The 20,675-nt window shown below is 67.6% G+C and carries 18 protein-coding genes; 6 read left to right on the top strand and 12 right to left on the bottom strand.

Going from position 1 to position 20,675, the window contains the following annotated elements; all coding sequences use genetic code 11:
* Positions 1-33: 33 nt before the first annotated feature.
* The 4 genes from ASC55_RS01745 to dut form a co-directional block, all read right to left on the bottom strand.
* On the bottom strand, positions 34-2,868 hold the full coding sequence (locus ASC55_RS01745; RefSeq protein ID WP_055867921.1) for an aconitate hydratase: 2,835 nt from the start codon (positions 2,866-2,868) through the stop codon (positions 34-36).
* Between the two features lie 153 nt (positions 2,869-3,021).
* Positions 3,022-3,756: a DUF3159 domain-containing protein gene (locus ASC55_RS01740; protein WP_017830491.1), complete on the bottom strand. Its 735-nt coding sequence runs from the start codon at positions 3,754-3,756 to the stop codon at positions 3,022-3,024.
* The gene (locus ASC55_RS01735) at positions 3,753-4,340 is read right to left on the bottom strand and encodes a DUF3710 domain-containing protein (RefSeq protein WP_017830490.1); all 588 of its coding nucleotides are present in this window, start codon (positions 4,338-4,340) and stop codon (positions 3,753-3,755) included. The genes ASC55_RS01740 and ASC55_RS01735 overlap by 4 nt, the downstream gene beginning before the upstream one ends.
* Positions 4,333-4,806: a dUTP diphosphatase gene (gene dut / locus ASC55_RS01730; protein ID WP_051056601.1), complete on the bottom strand. Its 474-nt coding sequence runs from the start codon at positions 4,804-4,806 to the stop codon at positions 4,333-4,335. Before dut ends, ASC55_RS01735 begins: the two co-directional genes overlap by 8 nt.
* 3 nt (positions 4,807-4,809) lie before the next feature.
* Here dut and ASC55_RS01725 point away from each other — a divergent pair, with 3 nt between their 5' ends.
* Positions 4,810-5,283, top strand: coding sequence for a DUF3093 domain-containing protein (locus ASC55_RS01725; protein WP_051056600.1), 474 nt, complete (start codon positions 4,810-4,812; stop codon positions 5,281-5,283).
* A gap of 75 nt (positions 5,284-5,358) precedes the next feature.
* Here the strand turns inward: ASC55_RS01725 and ASC55_RS01720 are convergent, their stop codons facing one another.
* The gene (locus ASC55_RS01720; RefSeq protein WP_029259298.1) at positions 5,359-5,652 is read right to left on the bottom strand and encodes a DUF4193 domain-containing protein; all 294 of its coding nucleotides are present in this window, start codon (positions 5,650-5,652) and stop codon (positions 5,359-5,361) included.
* A gap of 198 nt (positions 5,653-5,850) precedes the next feature.
* On the opposite strand from ASC55_RS01720, the gene sepH reads away from it, so the two are divergent.
* The gene (gene sepH / locus ASC55_RS01715; protein ID WP_055872447.1) at positions 5,851-6,900 is read left to right on the top strand and encodes a septation protein SepH; all 1,050 of its coding nucleotides are present in this window, start codon (positions 5,851-5,853) and stop codon (positions 6,898-6,900) included.
* Positions 6,901-6,932: 32 nt separating this feature from the next.
* Here sepH and ASC55_RS01710 read toward each other — a convergent pair whose 3' ends face one another.
* Complete coding sequence (locus ASC55_RS01710) at positions 6,933-8,003, bottom strand: alkaline phosphatase family protein (protein ID WP_055872446.1); 1,071 nt, start codon at positions 8,001-8,003, stop codon at positions 6,933-6,935.
* Between the two features lie 95 nt (positions 8,004-8,098).
* Between ASC55_RS01710 and ASC55_RS01705 the strand changes: the two genes are divergently transcribed.
* Positions 8,099-10,540: a DNA gyrase/topoisomerase IV subunit A gene (locus ASC55_RS01705; protein ID WP_055867905.1), complete on the top strand. Its 2,442-nt coding sequence runs from the start codon at positions 8,099-8,101 to the stop codon at positions 10,538-10,540.
* Positions 10,541-10,582: 42 nt separating this feature from the next.
* On the opposite strand, the gene ASC55_RS01700 is transcribed toward ASC55_RS01705, so the two are convergent.
* The gene (locus ASC55_RS01700; RefSeq protein WP_082524199.1) at positions 10,583-12,703 is read right to left on the bottom strand and encodes a DNA topoisomerase IV subunit B; all 2,121 of its coding nucleotides are present in this window, start codon (positions 12,701-12,703) and stop codon (positions 10,583-10,585) included.
* A 181-nt stretch (positions 12,704-12,884) separates the two neighbouring features.
* Here ASC55_RS01700 and ASC55_RS01695 point away from each other — a divergent pair, with 181 nt between their 5' ends.
* The gene (locus ASC55_RS01695; RefSeq protein ID WP_021200689.1) at positions 12,885-13,103 is read left to right on the top strand and encodes a DUF7455 domain-containing protein; all 219 of its coding nucleotides are present in this window, start codon (positions 12,885-12,887) and stop codon (positions 13,101-13,103) included.
* A 45-nt stretch (positions 13,104-13,148) separates the two neighbouring features.
* On the opposite strand, the gene ASC55_RS01690 is transcribed toward ASC55_RS01695, so the two are convergent.
* On the bottom strand, positions 13,149-14,189 hold the full coding sequence (locus ASC55_RS01690; RefSeq protein WP_055872445.1) for an alanine racemase: 1,041 nt from the start codon (positions 14,187-14,189) through the stop codon (positions 13,149-13,151).
* Entirely contained in the window at positions 14,186-14,890 is a 705-nt protein-coding gene (locus ASC55_RS01685) for an alanine racemase (protein WP_235563069.1), read from the bottom strand. Before ASC55_RS01685 ends, ASC55_RS01690 begins: the two co-directional genes overlap by 4 nt.
* Positions 14,891-14,970: 80 nt before the next feature.
* On the opposite strand from ASC55_RS01685, the gene ASC55_RS01680 reads away from it, so the two are divergent.
* A complete protein-coding gene (locus tag ASC55_RS01680; RefSeq protein ID WP_055872443.1) occupies positions 14,971-15,987 on the top strand; it encodes a sugar-transfer associated ATP-grasp domain-containing protein in 1,017 nt (338 codons plus the stop codon).
* 61 nt (positions 15,988-16,048) lie between these two features.
* Here ASC55_RS01680 and ASC55_RS01675 read toward each other — a convergent pair whose 3' ends face one another.
* The 3 genes from ASC55_RS01675 to ASC55_RS01665 form a co-directional block, all read right to left on the bottom strand.
* Positions 16,049-16,744, bottom strand: coding sequence for a coenzyme F420-0:L-glutamate ligase (locus tag ASC55_RS01675; RefSeq protein WP_055872442.1), 696 nt, complete (start codon positions 16,742-16,744; stop codon positions 16,049-16,051).
* Positions 16,741-17,979, bottom strand: a complete 1,239-nt coding sequence (locus tag ASC55_RS01670; RefSeq protein WP_017830477.1) for an RNA polymerase sigma factor — start codon at positions 17,977-17,979, stop codon at positions 16,741-16,743. The genes ASC55_RS01675 and ASC55_RS01670 overlap by 4 nt, the downstream gene beginning before the upstream one ends.
* A gap of 168 nt (positions 17,980-18,147) precedes the next feature.
* Positions 18,148-19,089: a proteasome assembly chaperone family protein gene (locus ASC55_RS01665; RefSeq protein ID WP_055867890.1), complete on the bottom strand. Its 942-nt coding sequence runs from the start codon at positions 19,087-19,089 to the stop codon at positions 18,148-18,150.
* A 113-nt stretch (positions 19,090-19,202) separates the two neighbouring features.
* On the opposite strand from ASC55_RS01665, the gene ASC55_RS01660 reads away from it, so the two are divergent.
* Positions 19,203-20,675 carry a leucyl aminopeptidase gene (locus tag ASC55_RS01660; protein WP_055867888.1) on the top strand — a complete coding sequence of 491 codons (1,473 nt, stop codon included), beginning with the start codon at positions 19,203-19,205 and terminating at the stop codon, positions 20,673-20,675.

Here is a 20,675-nt window from a genome sequence, read left to right as displayed (position 1 = left end):
GATCCGAAGATCCGAGCCCCCTCATCTGTGCGATCAGACCAGCGAACGCAGCACGTACTGCAGGATGCCGCCGTTGCGGTAGTAGTCGGCCTCGCCGGGGGTGTCGATGCGGACGACCGCGTCGAACTCGACCGGCTGCTTACCCTCGGGCGAGTTCTCGCTCGGGATCGCCGTGACCTTGACCGTCTTGGGTGTGACGCCGTTGTTGAGCTCTTCCAGACCCGAGATCGAGACGATCTCGGTGCCGTCGAGGCCCAGCGACTCCCAGCTCTCGCCGGCGGGGAACTGCAGCGGGACGACGCCCATGCCGATCAGGTTCGAGCGGTGGATGCGCTCGAAGCTCTCGGTGATGACCGCCTTGACGCCCAGCAGGCTCGTGCCCTTGGCCGCCCAGTCACGCGACGAACCGGAGCCGTACTCCTTGCCGCCGAAGATGACCAGGGGCGTGCCCTCTGCCTGGTAGTTCATGCTCGCGTCGTAGATGTACGACTGCGGGCCGCCCGGCAGAGTGAAGTCACGCGTGTAGCCGCCCTCGACCACCTGTCCGTCGTTGACGGCCGCGACCATCGCGTTCTTCAGACGGATGTTGGCGAAGGTTCCGCGGATCATGACCTCGTGGTTGCCTCGACGCGAGCCGAAGGAGTTGAAGTCCTTGCGGTCGACGCCGTGCTCCGTGAGGTACTGGGCCGCAGGCGTGCCGGCCTTGATGTTGCCGGCGGGCGAGATGTGGTCGGTGGTCACCGAGTCGCCGAGGGTCGCCATGACGCGTGCACCCTCGATGTCCTTCACCGGGGTGAGCTCCATCGTCATGCCCTCGAAGTACGGCGCCTTGCGCACGTAGGTCGAGTTCTCGTCCCACTGGAAGATGTCGTCGTCCGGAGTGGGCAGGCTGCGCCAGCGCTCGTCGCCGTCGAAGACCGTCGCGTACTGCTTGATGAACTGCTCACGCGAGATCGAGGAGTCGACGAGCTCCTGCACCTCTGCCGGAGTCGGCCAGATGTCCTTGAGGAAGACGTCTTCCCCGTCGGTGCCCTTGCCGAGCGCGTCGTTCTCGAAGTCGAAATGCATCGACCCGGCCAGCGCGTACGCGATGACCAGCGGCGGGCTGGCGAGGTAGTTCATCTTCACGTCGGGGCTGATGCGCCCCTCGAAGTTGCGGTTGCCCGAGAGGACGGCCGTGACGGCGAGGTCGTGCGAGTTGATCGCCTCGGACACCTCTTCGATCAGCGGACCCGAGTTGCCGATGCAGATCGTGCAGCCGTAGCCGACGGTGTAGAACCCGAGGCCCTCGAGGTCCTTGTCGAGTCCGGACTTCTCGTAGTAGTCGGTGACGACCTTCGAGCCGGGGCCGAGCGTGGTCTTGACCCACGGCTTCTGCTTCAGGCCCTTCGCGAGCGCCTTGCGTGCGACGAGACCGGCGGCGATCATCACCGAGGGGTTCGACGTGTTGGTGCACGAGGTGATGGCCGCGAGCGTGACGGCGCCGTTGTCGAGGATGTACTTCTCCCCCGACGGCGTCGTGACCGGCACGGGCTTCGAGGCGTTCGCCGGGGCGCCGCTGTTGATGTGCACCGGACGCGTGGTCGGCTCCTCGTCGCCGGGGGCCTGACCGGGGTCGGACGCCGGGAACGAGTGCTTCGACTCGAGGTCGACGATCGAATCCGAGGTGGACGGCGAGGCGTAGCTCAGGATGTCCTGCTCGAACTGCGACTTCGCCTCGGAGAGGAGGATGCGGTCCTGCGGGCGCTTCGGGCCGGCGATCGACGGCACGACGGTGCCGAGATCGAGCTCGAGGTACTCGCTGAAGGTGGGCTCGTGCGCGGCGTCGTGCCAGAGCTTCTGCTCCTTGGCGTACGCCTCGACCAGCGCGACGGCCTCTTCGCTGCGGCCGGTGAGGCGCAGGTACTCGAGGGTGACGTCGTCGATCGGGAAGATCGCGGCGGTGGAGCCGAACTCCGGGGACATGTTGCCGATGGTCGCGCGGTTGGCGAGCGGCACCGAGGCGACGCCCTCACCGTAGAACTCGACGAACTTGCCGACCACACCGTGCTTGCGCAGCAGGTCGGTGATCGTGAGCACGACGTCCGTCGCGGTGACCCCGGCGGGGATCTCGCCGGAGAGCTTGAAGCCGACGACGCGCGGGATGAGCATCGACACGGGCTGGCCGAGCATGGCCGCCTCGGCCTCGATACCGCCGACGCCCCAGCCCAGCACACCGAGGCCGTTGACCATGGTGGTGTGCGAGTCGGTGCCGACACAGGTGTCGGGGTATGCGCGGAGCACGCCGTCGACGTTGCGGTCGTAGATGACCTTGGCCAGGTGCTCGATGTTCACCTGGTGGACGATGCCGGTCCCGGGCGGGACGACCTTGAAGTCGCTGAACGCCGTCTGACCCCAGCGCAGGAACTGGTAGCGCTCGCCGTTGCGCTCGTACTCGATCTCGACGTTGCGCTCGAGCGCGTTCTCCGAGCCGAACAGGTCGGCGATCACGGAGTGGTCGATGACCATCTCAGCGGGCGAGAGCGGGTTGATCTTGTTCGCGTCACCGCCGAGCGCCGTCACGGCCTCACGCATGGTGGCGAGGTCGACGATGCAGGGCACACCGGTGAAGTCCTGCATGACCACACGGGCCGGCGTGAACTGGATCTCGGTGTTCGGCTCGGCCGCGGCATCCCACGAACCCAGCGCCTCGATCTGCGCCTTCGTCACATTCGCGCCGTCCTCGGTGCGAAGCAGGTTCTCGAGGAGAACCTTGAGACTGAAGGGGAGCTTCTCGAAACCGGGCACCGTGTCGATGCGGAAGATCTCGTAGTCGGTGCTGCCGACTGTCAGGGTGCTCTTGGCACCGAAGCTGTTCACCGTGGACACGGATCCGTCTCCTTCTATTCGGATGGGAGCGACAGGCGCCTCCATCTTGCTCGCCAGCGAGCCCCTGCGGCTAGCAAGGCGGCCCTAACCAGTCTGCTCCGCGCAGCTCACCGGCGAAAGCCTGCGATTTATCTTGATGTCAAGATAAATCTATCACGCCTCCGGAGCATCCTCGCTCGCGGGCTCGCGCGGGTGGAGAGCGCGAACGACGAGCCAGGTGACGGCGATCAGCGGCGCGAAGAGGGGCAGGCCCATGATGAGCTTGAGAGTGCCGAGCGCTGTGACATCTCCGGCGAGATAAAGAGGCAGCTGCACGGCCAGACGCGCGAAGAACAGCGCGGCCCAGGCGATCCCGAGCCAGAAGTAGGCACGACGCTTGCGGCGATCATTGCGCCAGGTGGTGCCCTCCCCCATCAGGAATCCGACCGCGAGGCCGATCAGCGACCACCCGATCAGAGCGGAGACCAGGATCACCGATCCGTAGACCGCGTTCGTGATGAGTCCGGGGACGAAGTTGTCAGCGCCGCGTCCGGTCCACAGCGCCAGCGCCGCAGCCGCACCCGCGGCGACGAGACCGCCGAGGGCTGCCGAGGGCGGTGACTTCTGAGCGAGCCGGATGATCGTGAAGACCGCCGCGAGACCGACCGAGATCCCGAGCGAGAGGATCAGCGGCTCCGGGCGGATCGTGAAGATGACCACGAACGCGAGGCTGGGCAGCACCGACTCGAGGATGCCGCGCCACCCGCCCATCGCGGACCAGACCACCTTGTGCGTGCTCGAGCTCTCGGCGGGGTCGAGGCCGGCGCGACGCGCAGCGCCTCCGAGAGCCTGCCCGAGAATCTCGGAGGTGCTCTTGTCTCGTTCGGGTCCGGGCTCGGGAGCGCTCACGCGGAACCCGGGGTCGCCGGCATCTTGAGCGGGATCAGGTCGCGCGGAGGCATGGGGGATCCGCCACGGACGACCACGATCGAACGGAAGAGGTCTTCGACCTTCGCGGCCGCATCCGGGTCGGAGGCGCCGGCGCCACCGATCACACCGCGGAGGAACCAGCGAGGACCGTCGATGCCGATGAAGCGCGCGAGGCGCAGCCCGGATCCCTCCGCCGCCGTGGCGGGCACCTCGGCGAGGAGCTCCTTGCCCAGCGGGCCTTCCCTCTCCTCCACTCGGCCGCCCTGCGCCTTGACCTGGTCGCGCAGCTGCACGCGCGTCTCGTCCCACAGCCCACCGGTGCGCGGCGCCGCGAACGGCTGCACCTGCAGCGAGGAGTCCGCGTAGTCGAGACCGACCGCCACGATGCGCTTCGACTGCTCCTCGACCTCGAGACGGAGGTTCAGGCCCTCCCGCGGAAGGATCTTGATCCCGCCGAGGTCGATGTACGGGCGGACGGGGTTCGCCTCGGAGTCATCGAAGGGACCGTCGGTGGCACGATTCAGCGGTGCCGACTTCGAAGGGGTCTCGTTGTTGTCAGTCATTGGCCTGTCCTGCTTCGTTCTGGTGGGTCGCTGCCTGATAGCCGGTGGATCCGAATCCTCCGGCGCCGCGGACGCTGTCCGGCAGCTCGTCGACCGGGATGAACGTGGCGCGCGTGACGGGCATGATGATCAGCTGCGCGATACGATCGCCGACGGCCACATCGTACGCGCTCCGGGTATCGGTGTTGATCAGGCTCACCTTGATCTCGCCGCGATAGCCCGCGTCGACAGTTCCGGGCGAGTTCACGATCGAGATCCCGTGCTTCGCCGCCAGCCCGCTGCGCGGAACCACGAACGCTGCGTACCCCTCGGGGAGGGCGATACGCACGCCCGTCGGCACGAGTGCGCGCTCCCCCGGCTCGAGGTGCACGGCTTCCGCCGCGATCAGATCGGCACCGGCATCGCCCGGATGCGCGTACCCGGGCACCACTGCAGCGATAATGGGGATATCAACGGAATCGGTCACCCCATGAGGCTAATGCAGAACCCCGCCACAGACACACGCCCCCGCTACCGCGAAAGGCTCTCGCCGAGCCTCTGGTTGCTCGTGACCGTCGCAGTCGCCGGCCCGATGGTCTCGCTCGTCTTCGTGCCGATCGGCTCGACCGTCGCGCTCGTGCTCGGCGCGGCCGTGTCGGCTCTGCTGGTGCTGGGCTTCATCGCCGCCGCCCCGGTCGTCTCCGTCGTCGGCTCCGTCTTGCACGCAGGCCGCGCACACATCGACACCAGGCATCTCGGCGACCCCGTGGCCCTGACGGGCGAAGAAGCTCGTCACGCCCGCGGCCCGGGGCTGCCGGCACGTGGGTGGCACCTGATCCGCGGCGGCATCGACGGCATCGTCGTCGTTCCGAACCTCGACCAGGACGACCCGGTCGACGCCTGGACGATCTCGACCCGCACGCCCGACCGCCTGGCCGCGGCGATCCGCGCTTCGCGCGACTGAGACGCTTCCCACAGACGACAGCGCGCCCCTGACCGGTGTGGTCGGGGGCGCGTGATACGTCGCTCGGAGGACTGCTTACGCAGCGCACTCCTTGCAGATGGGCCCGGATGCGCCCTCGTGGTCGAGCTGTGAGCGGTGCTTCACGAGGAAGCAGCTCATGCACGTGAACTCGTCCTGCTGCGCGGGCAGCACGACGACGTCGAGCTCGAGGTCGGAGAGGTCGGCACCCGGAAGGTCGAAGCTCGACGGGTTGTCGGAGTCTTCGTCCCCGCTTGAGCCGGAGAGCTTGTCCGGCACACGCTCCTTCAGGGCTTCGATCGACTCGGAGTCGTCTTCGCTCTTTCGGGGGGCGTCGTAATCGGTTGCCATGCGGTAGATCTCCACTTTCATGGTGCGAGTGGGTGGTGCGCCGTCGGGTATTCGGCGGCCATAGTTTGCACGACCAAACGACATAACGCAAATGCTCGTCCGTGCGACGGAGGAAACTCACGGCACGCCCAGGGTATTCCCGGGCCTGACGCCTCGCACGTGACACCATGAACGGACACCCATCAGAGGGGCATTCGCATGGAAAACGTCACCATCGTCGGCACAGAAGCAGGAGTCCTCGTACTCGCGACCGAGTCGGGCGAGCGGTTCGCGCTGCCCATCGACGACATGCTGCAGCGCGAGATCCGTCGCGCCACGCGTCAGAGCGAGCCGACGGCTCAGAAGCTCGCCGCGAGCCCGCGCGACATCCAGGCGCAGATCCGTGCCGGCCTCACGGCCACGGAGGTCGCAGAACTGCTCGGCATCGGCGTCGACGACGTCGCACGGTTCGAAGGCCCGGTCCTCGCCGAGCGCGAGCATGTGATCGGGCAGGCGCTCGCCGTTCCCGTGCTCATCGGCAGCGAGGTCGAACCCGATGCGCAGCCGACCTTCGGCGTCGCCGTGCGGGCCAAGCTCGCCGAGATCGAGGCCACGTCCGAGCGTTGGGCGAGCTGGAAGGACGAGTCCGGCTGGATCATCAAGCTCGAGTTCACGGCCAACGACGTCGATCACGATGCGCGCTGGAGTTTCGACCCTCGCCGCAGCGCTCTCTCGCCGCTCAACGCCGACGCCACGCAGCTGTCGCGGCAGGGTTCGCTTCCTGAGGGCCTCATCCCCCGCCTGCGGGCCGTGGACGCCGACCGGATCACCTCGCCGTACAAGGACGAGAGCCGCTTCGACTCCGGCGCCTTCGGGCCACGCCTGCTGCCGGCGCCCGATGCGGAGATCGAGGACCCGTCGTTCCCTGAGCGCTCCGACGCCGCCGCGCAGGACGCGGCGATCAAGCGCGCGCCCGCAGCGCAGACGACGAGTCCGGAGACCGCCGATCTCCTGGAGGCGCTTCGTCGACGACGCGGCCAGCGGGAGACGGCGCCGCTGCTCGACGATGTCGAGGACGCAGAGCGCCCCGAGCCGAGCCCGATCTCCCTGTTCGAGGCTCTGGAGCAGCCGGATGACGAGCCGGAGCCGCAGCAGCCTGCACCGCGTCCGTCAGGTTCGGACTCCGGTGATTCCAACGGCCGACGACGGCGCCGGAACGCGATGCCCTCCTGGGACGAGATCGTCTTCGGCGCCCGCACCGACGAGTGAGACCCGTCTGATCGCGGCTTCCGCGATCGGCGTCAGCGCGAGAACGCGCCGAGCCTGATCACCGGCACCTGCCGCTCCTCGGGTGTGAGCGCTCCGTGCTGACCGACCATCCCTCGTCCGCGCTGGTCGGCAGCCGTGCCGTCGTAGATGGCCCAGATTCCGCGGGCGATCGCGAGCACATCGCCGATCCGCGACGAGGCCGCCTCGGTGACCGTCGGTCCGAAGAGCCCCGCGTGCACAGCTTCGTCACGGGTCACGACGTCGGCTACGCCTTCGAGGTCGGCGCGCCATCGTGCGGTCACCGCGGCGGCGTCCGCCGCGGGCTCCAGGTAGGCGTGCAGCATGCGCGGCTCTCCCCCGACGTGACGAATCCCCTCGAGATGCGTCTCCTCCAGAACCACCTGTCGATTCGGCGCCACGTCGACCATCCCGTGATCCGATGTGACCACCACGCCGACGCCGGGGGGCACGCGTGACGACAGGGCGGCGTCGACGTCCTCCAATGCAGCGACCCATTCCGCTGAGGCGATGCCGTGCTTGTGCCCGGCCTTGTCGACCTCGGGAAGATAGCAGTAGACGAGAGAGCCCGGATGAGTCTGCGCGAGCTCGTACGCCGCTTCGATGCGAGCGCGCGCTGTGGTCGCCGCGACGAACTCGGCCCCGCGGAGCGTGGCCTTGGTGAAACCGCTGTGGGCGTACCCGGCGAATCCGACGGCGAAACTCGCATGACCGCCGCGGGCCGCTCGCTCGAAGATCGTGGGCGCCGCTTGCCACGTGAGGGGATCGATCCCGTCGGTCTCCCAGCCGCTGAGCTGGTTCACGAGCACATCGCGGCTCGGATCGAGCACGCGATAGCCCACGAGACCGTGCTCCCCCGGCCACACGCCCGTGACGATGCTAGTGAGCGCCGCCGCCGTGGTGGAGGGGAACACCGACTGCGCGACGTCCTTCTTCGCCATCCCCGACGTCAGAGCCCGTGCGTGCCCGGCATGCCCGCGCAGACTGATCGCGCCGAGGCCGTCGATCACGACGAGGACCACCGAATCCGCGCGCGGCAGCACCTCGGACTCACCGCGCAGAGCGGCGAACAGGTCGTCCGCCACCCCGACGACACTCCGGGAACTCGGCGGCGCGGACGGTAGCATGAAGGACATCCGAGCCAGTCTGACACAGGCTCCCGTATGCCCTCAGGAAGTCCATGCCGAAAACCCCGCCGCCCGAGCCTGTCGAGGAGCGCATCCAGGACATCGACCTCTCCACCGAGATGCAGGGCTCGTTCCTCGAGTACGCATATTCGGTGATCTACTCGCGCGCTCTGCCCGACGCGCGCGATGGTCTGAAGCCCGTGCAACGCCGCATCCTCTACCAGATGGCGGAGATGGGCCTGCGCCCCGACCGCGGGCACGTCAAGAGCGCGCGCGTCGTCGGCGAGGTGATGGGAAAGCTGCACCCCCACGGCGACTCCGCGATCTACGACGCCCTGGTGCGTCTCGCTCAAGAGTGGGCCCTGCGCGTTCCCCTGGTCGACGGGCACGGAAACTTCGGATCCCTCGACGACGGGCCCGCCGCGGCCCGCTACACCGAGGCACGGCTCGCCGCCGCTGCCCTGGCGCTCACCGAGAACCTCGACGAGGATGTCGTCGACTTCATCCCGAACTACGACGGCCAGTTCCAGCAGCCCGCCGTGCTGCCGGCGGCCTTCCCCAATCTCCTGGTCAACGGTGCGAGCGGTATCGCCGTGGGTATGGCCACCAACATGGCGCCGCACAACCTCATCGAGGTGGTCGCGGCGGCCACGCACCTGCTCGAGCACCCGGATGCGACCACTGAGGAGTTGATGGAGTTCGTTCCCGGTCCCGACTTCCCCTCCGGCGGAATCCTGATGGGACTCGACGGCGTCAAAGACGCCTACACGAACGGACGCGGGGCTCTGAAGGTCCGGGGCAAGACGTCGATCGAGCCTCTCGGTCCCCGGCGCACCGGCATCATCGTGTCGGAGCTGCCGTACATGGTCGGTCCGGAACGACTGCTCGAGAAGATCCGCGACGCGGTGCAGGCGAAGAAGCTGCAGGGCATCAGCGACGTCACCGACCTCACCGACCGCAATCACGGACTGCGCGTCGCGATCGGCATCAAGACCGGCTTCGACCCGAACGCGGTGCTCGAACAGCTCTACCGCCTGACCCCGTTGGAAGATTCCTTCAGCATCAACAACGTCGCCCTGGTCGAGGGCCAGCCGCGCACGCTCGGGCTCAAGGAGATGCTGAGCGTCTACGTCGGCCACCGCCTCGAGGTCATCACCCGTCGCAGCCGCTACCGCCTGAAGCGTCGCGAGGAGCGTCTGCACCTCGTGGAGGGTCTGCTCATCGCGATTCTCGACATCGATGAGGTCATCCAGGTCATCCGCTCGTCCGACGACTCGGAGCAGGCCCGCGCGCGGCTGCGATCGGTCTTCGATCTGAGCGAGCTCCAGGCGGAGTACATCCTCGAGCTGCGTCTGCGCCGCCTGACGAAGTTCTCCCGGATCGAGCTCGAGACCGAACGCGATGCGTTGCTGGCCGAGATCGCTGCTCTCCGCGAACTCCTCGGCAGCCCCGTGCTGCTGCGCGCCGCTGTGGCCAAGGAACTCGACGCCGCAGCCGAGGCGTACGGCACCCCCCGGCGCACGCTGCTGATGAACGCCGCTCCTCCCAAGCCCCGCGCCACCAAGGGCGCGGTCGACCTGCAGATCGCCGACGCACCGACCGTGCTGGTGCTCTCCACCACAGGTCGCACGGTCCGCGTCGACCTCGGCGAAGGCCAGGAGCTCTCCGTCCCCGCCAGGCGCAGCAAGCACGACGCGATCCTGACGACGGTCGAGACCACGGTCAGAGCCGAACTCGGAGCACTCACAAGCCTCGGCCGCGTCGTGCGCTTCTCCCCCGTCGACCTCCCGTCCGTGCCCGCCACCTCCGTGCAGCTCGCCGCCGGCACCCCGCTGCGCGACTACCTCGGCATCACGACCAAGGGTGAACGCGTGGTCGGGTTCGTGCGTTTCGACAGTGAGACGCCGATCGCACTCGGCACGGCGCAGGGCACGGTCAAGCGCATCGTTCCCTCGAGCCTGCCTGTGCGTCCCGACCTCGAGGTCATCGGCATGAAGCCGGGAGACACGGTCGTGGGAGCGGCTGAGGCCCCGGACGACGCCGAGCTGGTGTTCGTGACGACCGACGCCCAGCTGCTGCACTTCCCGGCGTCGGCGGTGCGCCCGCAGGGAGCACCGGCCGGCGGAATGGCGGGAGTCAAGCTCGGCTCGGGGGCATCCGTGCTCTTCTTCGGTGTGGTCGATCCGTCTGCGGATGCCGTCGTCGCCACGGTGTCGGGTGGAGAGAGCATCCTCCCCGGTACCGACCCCGGCCGGGCCAAGGTGTCGTCGTTCGCGGAGTACCCCGCCAAGGGCCGCGCGACCGGTGGCGTCCGCGCGCATTCCTTCTTGAAGGGCGAGGACCGGTTGACGGTCGCCTGGGTGGGCCCGAACCCTCCGCAGGCGGTCGATCCGACCGGTGCCGTGCGCAAGCTCCCCGAAGCGGGAGCACGCCGCGACGCCTCTGGTCAGCCCATCGACGGCGTCATCGGCAGCATCGGCCGCACACTCGTCTGAGCGATCCGGAGGCTGCGGGTCACCGCCGGCCTCCGGATCTCCTCACGCGTCGATCGACTCGCGCGACAGCCGGTCGGAAGAGTCGATGATGAACTCGCGACGCGGAGCGACCTCGTTGCCCATCAGGAGCTCGAACACGCGCCCCGCGGCCTCCGCATCCTCCATGCGCACACGACGCAGAAGACGACCGGAGCGGTCCATGGTGGTGTTCGCCAGCTGCTCGGCGTCCATCTCGCCGAGACCCTTGTAGCGCTGGATCGGCTCGTGCCAGCGCTTGCCCGCCTTGCGGAGCTTCGCCAGCAGCGTGTGCATCTCCTGCTCGCTGTAGGTGTAGATCGTCTCGTTCGGCTTCGATCCGGGGTTCATCACGATGATTCGATGCAACGGCGGTACGGCGGCGAACACGCGGCCGTGCTCGATCAGCGGTCGCATGTAGCGGAAGAACAGGGTGAGCAGCAGGGTGCGGATGTGGGCACCGTCGACGTCGGCATCGCTCATCAGGATGATCTTGCCGTAGCGCGCCGCGTCGATGTCGAAGGTCCGCCCTGAGCCGGCCCCGATGACCTGGATGATCGATGCGCACTCGGTGTTCGAGAGCATGTCGCCCACGGAGGCCTTCTGCACGTTGAGGATCTTCCCTCGAATCGGCAGCAGGGCCTGGAACTCGCTGTTGCGCGCATTCTTGGCAGTGCCGAGCGCCGAGTCGCCCTCGACGATGAAGAGCTCGCTGCGCTCGACCTCGTTGGTGCGGCAGTCGACGAGCTTCGTCGGAAGAGTCGACGACTCCAGTGCGTTCTTCCGACGCTGGGTCTCCTTGTGCGCACGCGCCGAGACGCGTGCCTTCATCTCGGAGACGACCTTGTCCAGCAGCTGGGACGCCTGGTTCTTGTCGTCGCGCTTGGTGGAGCTGAAGCGCTGTGCCAGGTCCTTGCGGATCACCTGAGCCACGATCTGCCGGACCGCAGGGGTGCCGAGGATCTCCTTGGTCTGCCCCTCGAACTGCGGTTCGGGCACGTTGACCGTGAGCACGGCCGTCAATCCGGCGAGGACGTCGTCCTTCTCGAGCTTGTCGTTGCCGACCTTGAGACGGCGGGCGTTCTGCTCGACCTGCGCGCGGAGCACCTTGAGGAGCTCCTGCTCGAAGCCCTGCTGATGGGTTCCACCCTTGGGCGTCGCGATGATGTTGACGAAGGAGCGCACCTTGGTGTCGTAGCCCGTGCCCCACCGCATTGCGATGTCGACGGCGCACACACGCTCCACCTCGGTGGCGATCATGTGTCCGTCGGCCTGCAGGACCGGAACCGTCTCCTTGAACGTTCCCTCGCCCTGGATGCGCCAGTTGTCGGTGATCGGCGGGTCGACGGCGAGGTAGTCGACGAACTCCGAGATACCGCCTTCATAGAGGTAGGAGGTCACGGTTCCGGGGGAATCCGCGTCCTCGGAACCGAGTTCCGGGGCGTCCGGACGATTCGTGCGCTTGTCGGCGACCTCGATCTCGAGCCCCGGCACCAGGAAGGCGGTCTGACGGGCGCGGGTCTCCAGCTCGGACAGCTGGAAGGCCGCATCCTTGGTGAAGATCTGCCGATCGGCCCAGTAGCGCACCCGGGTGCCGGTCACGCCGCGGGGCGCCTTGCCGATCACCCGCAGTTCGCTCTTCTCCTGGAACGGTGTGAAAGGAGCGTCCGGGCGCTTCTCCCCCGAGTCCGCGAAGATGCCGGGCTCGCCGCGATGGAACGACATCGCATAGGTCTTGCCTCCGCGGTCGACCTCGACGTCGAGGCGCTCGGAGAGCGCGTTCACCACGGAAGCGCCCACGCCGTGCAGACCACCGGATGCCGCGTAGGATCCCCCACCGAACTTGCCGCCGGCGTGCAGCTTCGTGTAGACCACCTCGACACCGGTCAACCCGGTGCGCGGTTCCACATCGACCGGGATGCCGCGCCCACGGTCGTGCACCTCGACGCTGCCGTCGGCATGCAGGATGATGTCGATCTTCGTGCCGTTGCCGGCGACCGCCTCGTCGACGGAGTTGTCGATGATCTCCCAGAGGCAGTGCATGAGCCCGGGCGAGCCGTTGGACCCGATGTACATCCCTGGGCGCTTGCGGACGGCCTCGAGGCCTTCAAGCACCTGGAGATGATGGGCGGAGTACTCGGCATTCACAATCTCCGAGTCTAATCTCGTGAGCTCCCCCGACTCCGCAGACACTCCCCGCGGGAGGCTACTCGGCGGGGGTCGCGTACGCGCTGAGCGAAACACGCCGCAAACCGGGCATGCGTACAGGTGGAGCGTGGTTGTATTGACCAAATCCCCCAGCGAAGCCGACACCCGAGGAGGCACCGAGATGAACGCAACGACCGAACGTGACACCTCCACCGTCGAGTTCCGCCTGACAGCCATGGATCGTTGTGATTCCTGCGGCGCTCAGGCGTACATCGCCGCTGAGGTCAACGGGTCCGAGCTCCTGTTCTGCGCCCACCATGGTCGCAAGTACGAAGAGAAGCTCCGCAGCATCGCCACCAGCTGGCACGACGAGACGGCCCGCCTCGTCGAGACGGTCTGATCGCATCCTGACTCCCCTCGGCTGACCGTGGTCAGCCGAGGCAGATCAGTCGGCGACGACTCTGCGCACGCGCGGCGTGAGCCGGGTGAGGATCTCTTCTCCCACGGTGTCGATGCGCTCGGCGAGAGTCGTCGCCGACGTCTCTCCGCGCTCACCAGCGCCGAACACGACGACCTCGTCACCGACCCGCGCTCCCGGCCACCCCTCGACGACCGATGAGGTGTGTCCCACCGACACGAGCGTCCGTGCTCCGCCGGCGGTTCCGACGCGGCTTCCGGAGAGTGTGGAGGGGAGGCCGTCGAAGCTGCCGATCCCGATCGATACCCGATCCCCGTCGAGGTCGACGACCGTCGCGACGAGGCTCGCGGCCGGGCGGACGCCGTCGAGTTCCGGTCCCTCCGCTGATCGGATGCCGTAGCAGAACGCTCCGATGCGTGAGACCGTCCCCCGCAGCTCGGGACGCCACCACGAAGCCGCCGAGGCGGTCAGGTGAAGCGCCGCGGGGCTCGCGCCCGACTCCCGGACGACGCGGACCGCGTCGAGGAACGCCTCGTGGGCGATGTCGTCGTCGGCGTCACTCGCCTCCGCGATATGGCTCCACACGCCAGCGAACTCCAGGAGCCCCGCCTGCTCGGCTCCGCGCGCTTCCGCCACAGCCACCGCCCAGTCCTCCGGGAGGATGCCGTTGCGGTGCAAACCCGTGTCGATCTTGAGGTGCACGCGTGCAGATCGTCCGAGCGCCTCAGCGCGCGCGATGATCCGCCGCAGATAGTCGATCGTGCCGACGCCGAGGTCGATACTCTGCATCAGCGCATGGTCGATCTCTTCATCCGTCGATGTGACCCAGGCGAAGATCCTGGCATCGCCGCCGGCGATCCTGCGGACGGAGAGACCGGTGCGGATGTCGTAGCTTCCGAACCACTCGATTCCCGCGTGCACCGCGGCATCCACCGCCCAGGAGAGACCGTGACCGTACGCATCGTCCTTGAGCACGAGCATCAACGTCGACGGGTCGACACGGGCGCGCACCGCATCGATGTTCGCTCGGAAGACGCTGCTGCTCAGACGCAGTTCGGGGCGACTCATGCCTCCCACCCCCGCACGGCATGAGCGCCGGCGACGGTGATGAGCTCGGCCGCACTCATTCCGGTGACGGCGGCCCACCGCGAGATCCCCGACGACGCCGGCCCCTCGCCGCCGAAGTAGGTGACTTCCGTGCCTGCCGCGACATCGGCGCCCTGGAGGTCGACGACGCAGACGTCCATGGCGACGCGCCCGACGATGGGCCTGCTCACACCATCGATCTCCACCTCGGCGTGATTGCCGAGCGCGCGCACGATGCCCTGTGCGTAGCCGCCGGTCACGAGCGCCACCACGGTGTCCCGGGACGCACGGTAGGTGTAGCCGTAGGAGACGGCGTCTCCCGGCCGAAGGCGCTTGGTCGACAGGACTCGGCCGGTCAACCGCATGACCGGTCGTGTCGCGAGCTCTCGGTCCGAATCGGGGATGCCGTAGAGGAGAGACGCGTCGATATCGGGCCGTCCGGTCGTGACACCGTGGATTCCCTCGAGCTGCAGTGCCTCGACCTCGCCCTGGGCATCGACGAGCACATGTTCGGCACCGGCCGCAGTCACGACCTGGGCGACGGCGAGGACGCCGTGACCCCACGCGTCGCGGCGCAGATCGGCCACGCGACCACCGGCTGCCACCGCCGCCGACGCTCCTGCCGCCAAGGCGGAGCGGGAGATCATCGCACGCGGCAGGGAGCTGGAAGTCGTGTCACACACGTGTTCCAGCCTAGCTTCCGGCTCCCAGGTCGGCCTCCCCGGCCCCCGTAGACTGGTGGGGACCCCGACCCTGGAGCCTCATGTCTCGTCTTTCCCTCACGCCCCGCATCCGCTATCTGATGGGACGTGCCCGCCGCATCGACGTCGGATCGGTGGTGGAACGCGCCAAAGAGGCCTCCGAGCAGCACCACAAGGCGGTCCCCGCGATCGTCGTCGACATGCTCTGGTCGGCCGCGCGCCACAACGTCGGGTTCCAGGACTACATCGACTACGACTTCGCGATGCTGACGAAGGCCGAGCGCGCGACGTACATGACGCATCCGGTCTCGAACCAGCTCTCCCAGCGGTACGACCACCCGGACTATCGCTGGATCTTCCAGGACAAGGTCGAGTTCGACAAGCAGTTCTCCGACCATCTGCATCGTGAGTGGATGGTCGTCGAGGAGGGCAACGCCGACGCTGTTCGCGAGCTCACCCAGCGCCTCGGAACGATCGTCACGAAGGAGCCGGTGGGCCAGGCGGGCACGGGAGTGCACCGCTATCACGCCGCCGACATCGACGACTGGGACGATTTCCACCGTGGGCTGCTGGCCCGCGGCGAACTCCTGATCGAGGAAGTCATCCGTCAGCACGACGCCCTCGCAGCCGTGTGCCCCGGCACGGTGAACACCACCCGGATCACGGCGTTCTTCGACGGCGAGAAGGCCCATATCCTCGCGATGGCCCAGAAGTTCGGGCGTGGTGCCGTGAGCGACCAGATGACGTTCGGCGGCTTCTACACGATGCTTGACGAGAACGGTCATGCCGTCGGCGCAGGGTACGACTCGCACGGCCACGTGCACGAGACACATCCGGACTCAGGCTTCCGCATCGCCGACTTCCAGCTTCCCTACATGGACGAGGTGCGCGCGTTCATCGACGAGGTCGCCCGCGTCGTGCCGCAGGTGCAGTACGTCGGCTGGGACATCGTGGTCTCCCCGGACGGGCCCGTGCTCGTCGAGGGCAACTGGGGAGCCGGCGTGTACGAGAACAAGCCCAGCGTCACCGGCATCCGCACGGGGCACAAGCCTCGCTACCGCGAGGTCATCGGCTTCTGAGAGATACGAAGAAGGCCCCGGATGCTGAGCATCCGGGGCCTTCTTCGTGGATCTGAGCGGATCAGACCGCGCGGACGATACCGAGCGGCGTCGACTCCAGGCCCTGTCCGAGCGGGTTGTCGCCGAGGATCTTGACGAGGCGACGCTCTGCGTCCTTGTCGAGCGTCGAACCGAGGATGTTGCCGCCGAGATCGTTGATGTCGACCACCGCCACCTCCGCCTGACCGCCGATCAGCGCCTTCACGCGTGCGGCCACGCCGTCGGGATCCTTGGGTCCGAGCACGACGGCCTCGTTGTAGGGAGGGATGGTGTGCTTGGTCGGACCGTCGATCGCGCGTGCCTTGTCTCCGGCGATGCGGTAGAAGTCACCACGACGGCCGAAAGCCTTGGTCACCGCCGCCACGGCGGACGCGAACAGGATACGCGGGGTGCCGCACTCCCGCAGCGCCATCTCCATCGTCTCGGGCATGCCGAGTCCGATGCCGTACGGCGTGCGGGTGACGTACTTAGAGAGGAAGAGCGCGAGCTTGCGCGGCTTGATCTCATCGAGACGGTATGACCGCCCCTGGGTGATCGCCACGATCTTCTCGGTCACGAACAGCAGGTCGCCCGGCTGCACGGCGTCCTTGGCGTACTCCGTGATGATCGCATCGAGGTCGTCCTCGGGCATGACCACGCGGGTGCGCAGCGGGATGCGTGCGTAGCTCTTGCCGTCGACGCTGGTCTCGAGCGCCTTGCCTTCGTTCGCCTGACTCATTCGAGGTAGTCCCGCAGGGACTGCGAGCGGCTCGGGTGACGCAGCTTCGCCATCGTCTTGGACTCGATCTGGCGGATGCGCTCACGCGTCACACCGAACGTGTCGCCGATCTGGTCGAGCGTCTTCGGCTGACCGTCGCCCAGGCCGAAGCGCATGCGGATGACACCCGCCTCACGCTCGGACAGCGAGTCGAGCAGCTGCTCCAGCTGACGCTGCAGCATGGTGAAGCCCACGGCGTCGGCGGGGACCACGGCCTCGGTGTCCTCGATGAGATCACCGAACTCGCTGTCGCCGTCTTCACCCAGCGGAGTGTGCAGCGAGATCGGCTCACGGCCGTACTTCTGCACCTCGACGACCTTCTCGGGCGTCATGTCGAGCTCACGGCTGAGCTCTTCCGGAGTGGGTTCGCGGCCGAGGTCCTGCAGCATCTGACGCTGCACTCGCGCGAGCTTGTTGATGACCTCGACCATGTGCACCGGGATGCGGATGGTACGGGCCTGGTCGGCCATGGCGCGGGTGATCGCCTGACGGATCCACCAGGTGGCGTAGGTCGAGAACTTGAAGCCCTTGGTGTAGTCGAACTTCTCGACAGCGCGGATCAGACCGAGGTTGCCCTCCTGGATCAGATCCAGGAACTGCATGCCGCGGCCGGTGTAGCGCTTGGCGAGCGAGACGACGAGTCGCAGGTTCGCACCCAGCAGGTGGCTCTTGGCACGCTGACCGTCGCGGGCGACCCACTGCAGGTCGAGACCGAGCTGGCTCGTCTTCTCGGCCGCGGTCATCGCCGACAGCTTCTCCTCGGCGAACAGACCCGCCTCGATGCGCATCGCGAGCTCGACCTCTTCGGCCGCGTTCAGGAGCGCGACCTTTCCGATCTGCTTCAGGTAGTCCTTGACAGGGTCGGCCGTCGCACCGGTGATCTGCGTCGAGTAGACGGGGACGTCTTCGTCGTCGTTCGATGAGATGACGATCGCGCCGGTCGGCAGCGGCTCGGTGAACTTCGGCTTGGCGTCCTCGTCCTCGTCATCCTCTACAGCGGCAGCTGCGGGAGCCTCGTCTTCTTCGACGACGTCCTCGGACTTCTTCTTCTTGACGGGGGCGCGCTTTGCTGCCGCACGCTTCGCCGCGCTCAGGGGCGCGGGCTTCTCGGGCGCATCGGCCTCGACCGGAGCGTCGGCGGTCGTCTCTTCGGCAGCCTTCTTCGTCCGGGTGTTCTTCGTCGTGGCAGGAGTCACGTTTCGCCTTTCACGGAGCTGCTGTGTAGCCCCGGGACATTTCGGACACTAGTAAGACCCTTGTCAAGTCCAGCGCTCGAAAACACTGATTGACAACGGGTCAGAGTCCTAGTATCGCACACGTGTGGCGATGCGGACGCATTCCGACGAAGTTCTCGCGGATCCGCCTCAACCGCGACCGGGCTTGTCCTCGTCGCCGGACGGGCGCGAGGCCAGGTAGCGCTCCAGCTCCGCGGCCAGCTCATCGGCACTGGGAAGGTCGCGCTCGCTGAAACCGCCCTCGTCGTAGGAGTCGTCGTCGGGGTTTCGTCCCGCCATGTACGCGTCGTAGCGGCGCTCGAGATTGTGGACCATCTGCTGCAGTTCGTCGTTCCCGGCGACCTGCTCGTCGACCCGCGTCAGATAGTCCTCGCGGCGCTCCTGGACGGCGTCCAGCATGAGCACGAGTCCGGTCGACGCCATCAGCCGCTCCGCCGCCGCGATGACCGCGTCGGGATTCTCGGTCTCGGCGAGGTAGTGAGGAACCAACAGAACGAAGCCGACGGCTCGATCGCCGCGCTCGACGAAGCGGAATTCGAGCAGGTGCCCCGCTGTCGCCGGGACCTGCGTGCGCGGACGCCACACGGAGTGCGCCACGGTGAGCTCTCGGCGATTGCCGCTGACCGTCGTGCCGATCGGGCGCGTGTGGGGTACCGGCATCGCGATCGAATGCACCCAGTGCAGGCCCGAGACCTCGAACTCCGCCGCCAGCGCGAGAACCGTTTTCGCGAAGAGGTTCCACGCGAAGTCGGGCTCGTATCCGGCGAGGAGCAGGAACGGACGACCGAGTGCATCGGTCGCCAGCGACAGCTCGAGTCGCGGTGGCGTGAACTCCGTGAGATGGTCCTGGTCGAACGAGATCACCGGACGACGCGCACGGTAGTCCAGCAGCGCGTCGTTCTCGAACACCACGACCGGCTGTGGCGATGCGGTCTCGCGCAAGTGGTCGATCAGACCGGAGACCGCGCTGCCCGCATCCGTGAAACCGGTGAGAAGCAGCACCAACGGCAGGCCATGCGGCACTGCGGGCGCATTCGCGACGCGTTCGTGGATCTCACCGGAGAAGGGCATGTCTCCATGCTACGAGCAGGTCCGGATGCCGGGGCGCGGAGCGTCATGCTGAGAGCGAACACGCGCACGGACGGCGCGCGACCATGCCGCGGCGAAGATCCTAGGATGGAGGTATGACGCTTCCCGTGCTCTCGCACACCACCGCTCAGTTCCCCGGAAGCGCTGCAGATGCCGCAGTGCTCGTCGTCGCCGCTCTCCCCGATTCGGCGGATTCCCTGGCCGGTTACCCCGGCCTCGCCGACACGTTGGCCGGCATCGGATTCACCGGCTCCGCCGGATCCTTCGCCCGCGTGTACGCCCCTGATGTGACGTCTCTGCCGTTCGCCGTCGTCGGCGCCGGCGCCAAGCCCGACGCCGCAGCGGTGCGCAACGCGGCCGGTACGGCGCTGCGCACGCTCACCGGCTTCGAGCACGTCGCGCTGGCCCTTGCCGAAGGCCTCGAGCCCTTCGCCGCGGCAGCGGCCGAGGGAGCGGTGCTCGGCGGGCACAAGTTCGACGGATACCGCACAGAGAAGGGCAAGGCGCGCGCCACTGCGGTCACCCTGCACGCCGAACTCGACGACGAAGACGCAGAGTACGCCCAGGTCATCGGCGACGCGGTCGCCCTGATCAAGGACCTCGTGAACGTTCCCGCCGAGTGGCAGAGCCCCGCACAGCTCGCGCAGAGCGCGGCCGACAGTGTCGCCGACCTCGACGTCACCGTCGAGATCCTCGACGAGAAGGCCCTCGCCGAGCAGGGCTTCGGCGGCATCCTGGGCGTGGGGCAGGGCTCGGATCGTCCCCCGCGTCTCGTGCGCCTCGACTACTCCCCCGCCGACGCTTCGCGACACATCGCCCTTGTCGGCAAGGGCATCACGTTCGACACCGGCGGCCTGTCGCTCAAGCCCGCTGCGTCCATGGTCGGCATGAAGTTCGACATGGCGGGTGCCGCGACGTCGCTCGCCGCGATCCGTGCGATCGCTTCGCTCGGCCTCCCGGTCCACGTGACGGCGTGGCTCTGCATCACCGACAACATGCCGTCGGGCAGGGCGCTGCGCCCCGGCGACGTCATCCGCATCCTCGACGGCACCACGGTCGAGGTCCAGAACACCGATGCCGAGGGTCGACTCGTGCTCGCAGACGGCCTCGTGGCCGCGAGTCGCGAGAACCCGGACGTCATCATCGACGTGGCCACTCTCACGGGCGCCATCGTCGCCGCACTGGGCCACCGGCACACCGGCGTCTTCGGCGACGTCGAGACCGTGTCCTCGTTCATCTCCGCGACCGCTCAGGTCGACGAGCCCGCATGGCACATGCCGCTGCCGGAGTACATGGAGGAGTCGCTCGAATCCCCCATCGCCGACCTGCAGAACGCGAACATGGGCGACCGGATGGGCGGCGCCTCCTACGCCGGCCTGTTCCTGCGCCGCTTCGTCGGTCGTACGTCGGATGCCGACGACGCTCCGCGCATCCCCTGGGTGCACCTCGACATCGCGGGATCCGGCGAACACGCCGGCGCCCCGTACGGCTTCACTGAGAAGGGCCCCACCGGGGCGATGGTCCGATCGATCGTCGCCTTCGCCGCAGCATCCCACACGGAGGCATGA

It is taken from the genome of Microbacterium sp. Root322 (assembly GCF_001425645.1).
Classification (GTDB): Bacteria; Actinomycetota; Actinomycetes; order Actinomycetales; family Microbacteriaceae; genus Microbacterium; species Microbacterium maritypicum.
This window is presented reverse-complemented; position numbering and strand designations above follow the sequence as displayed.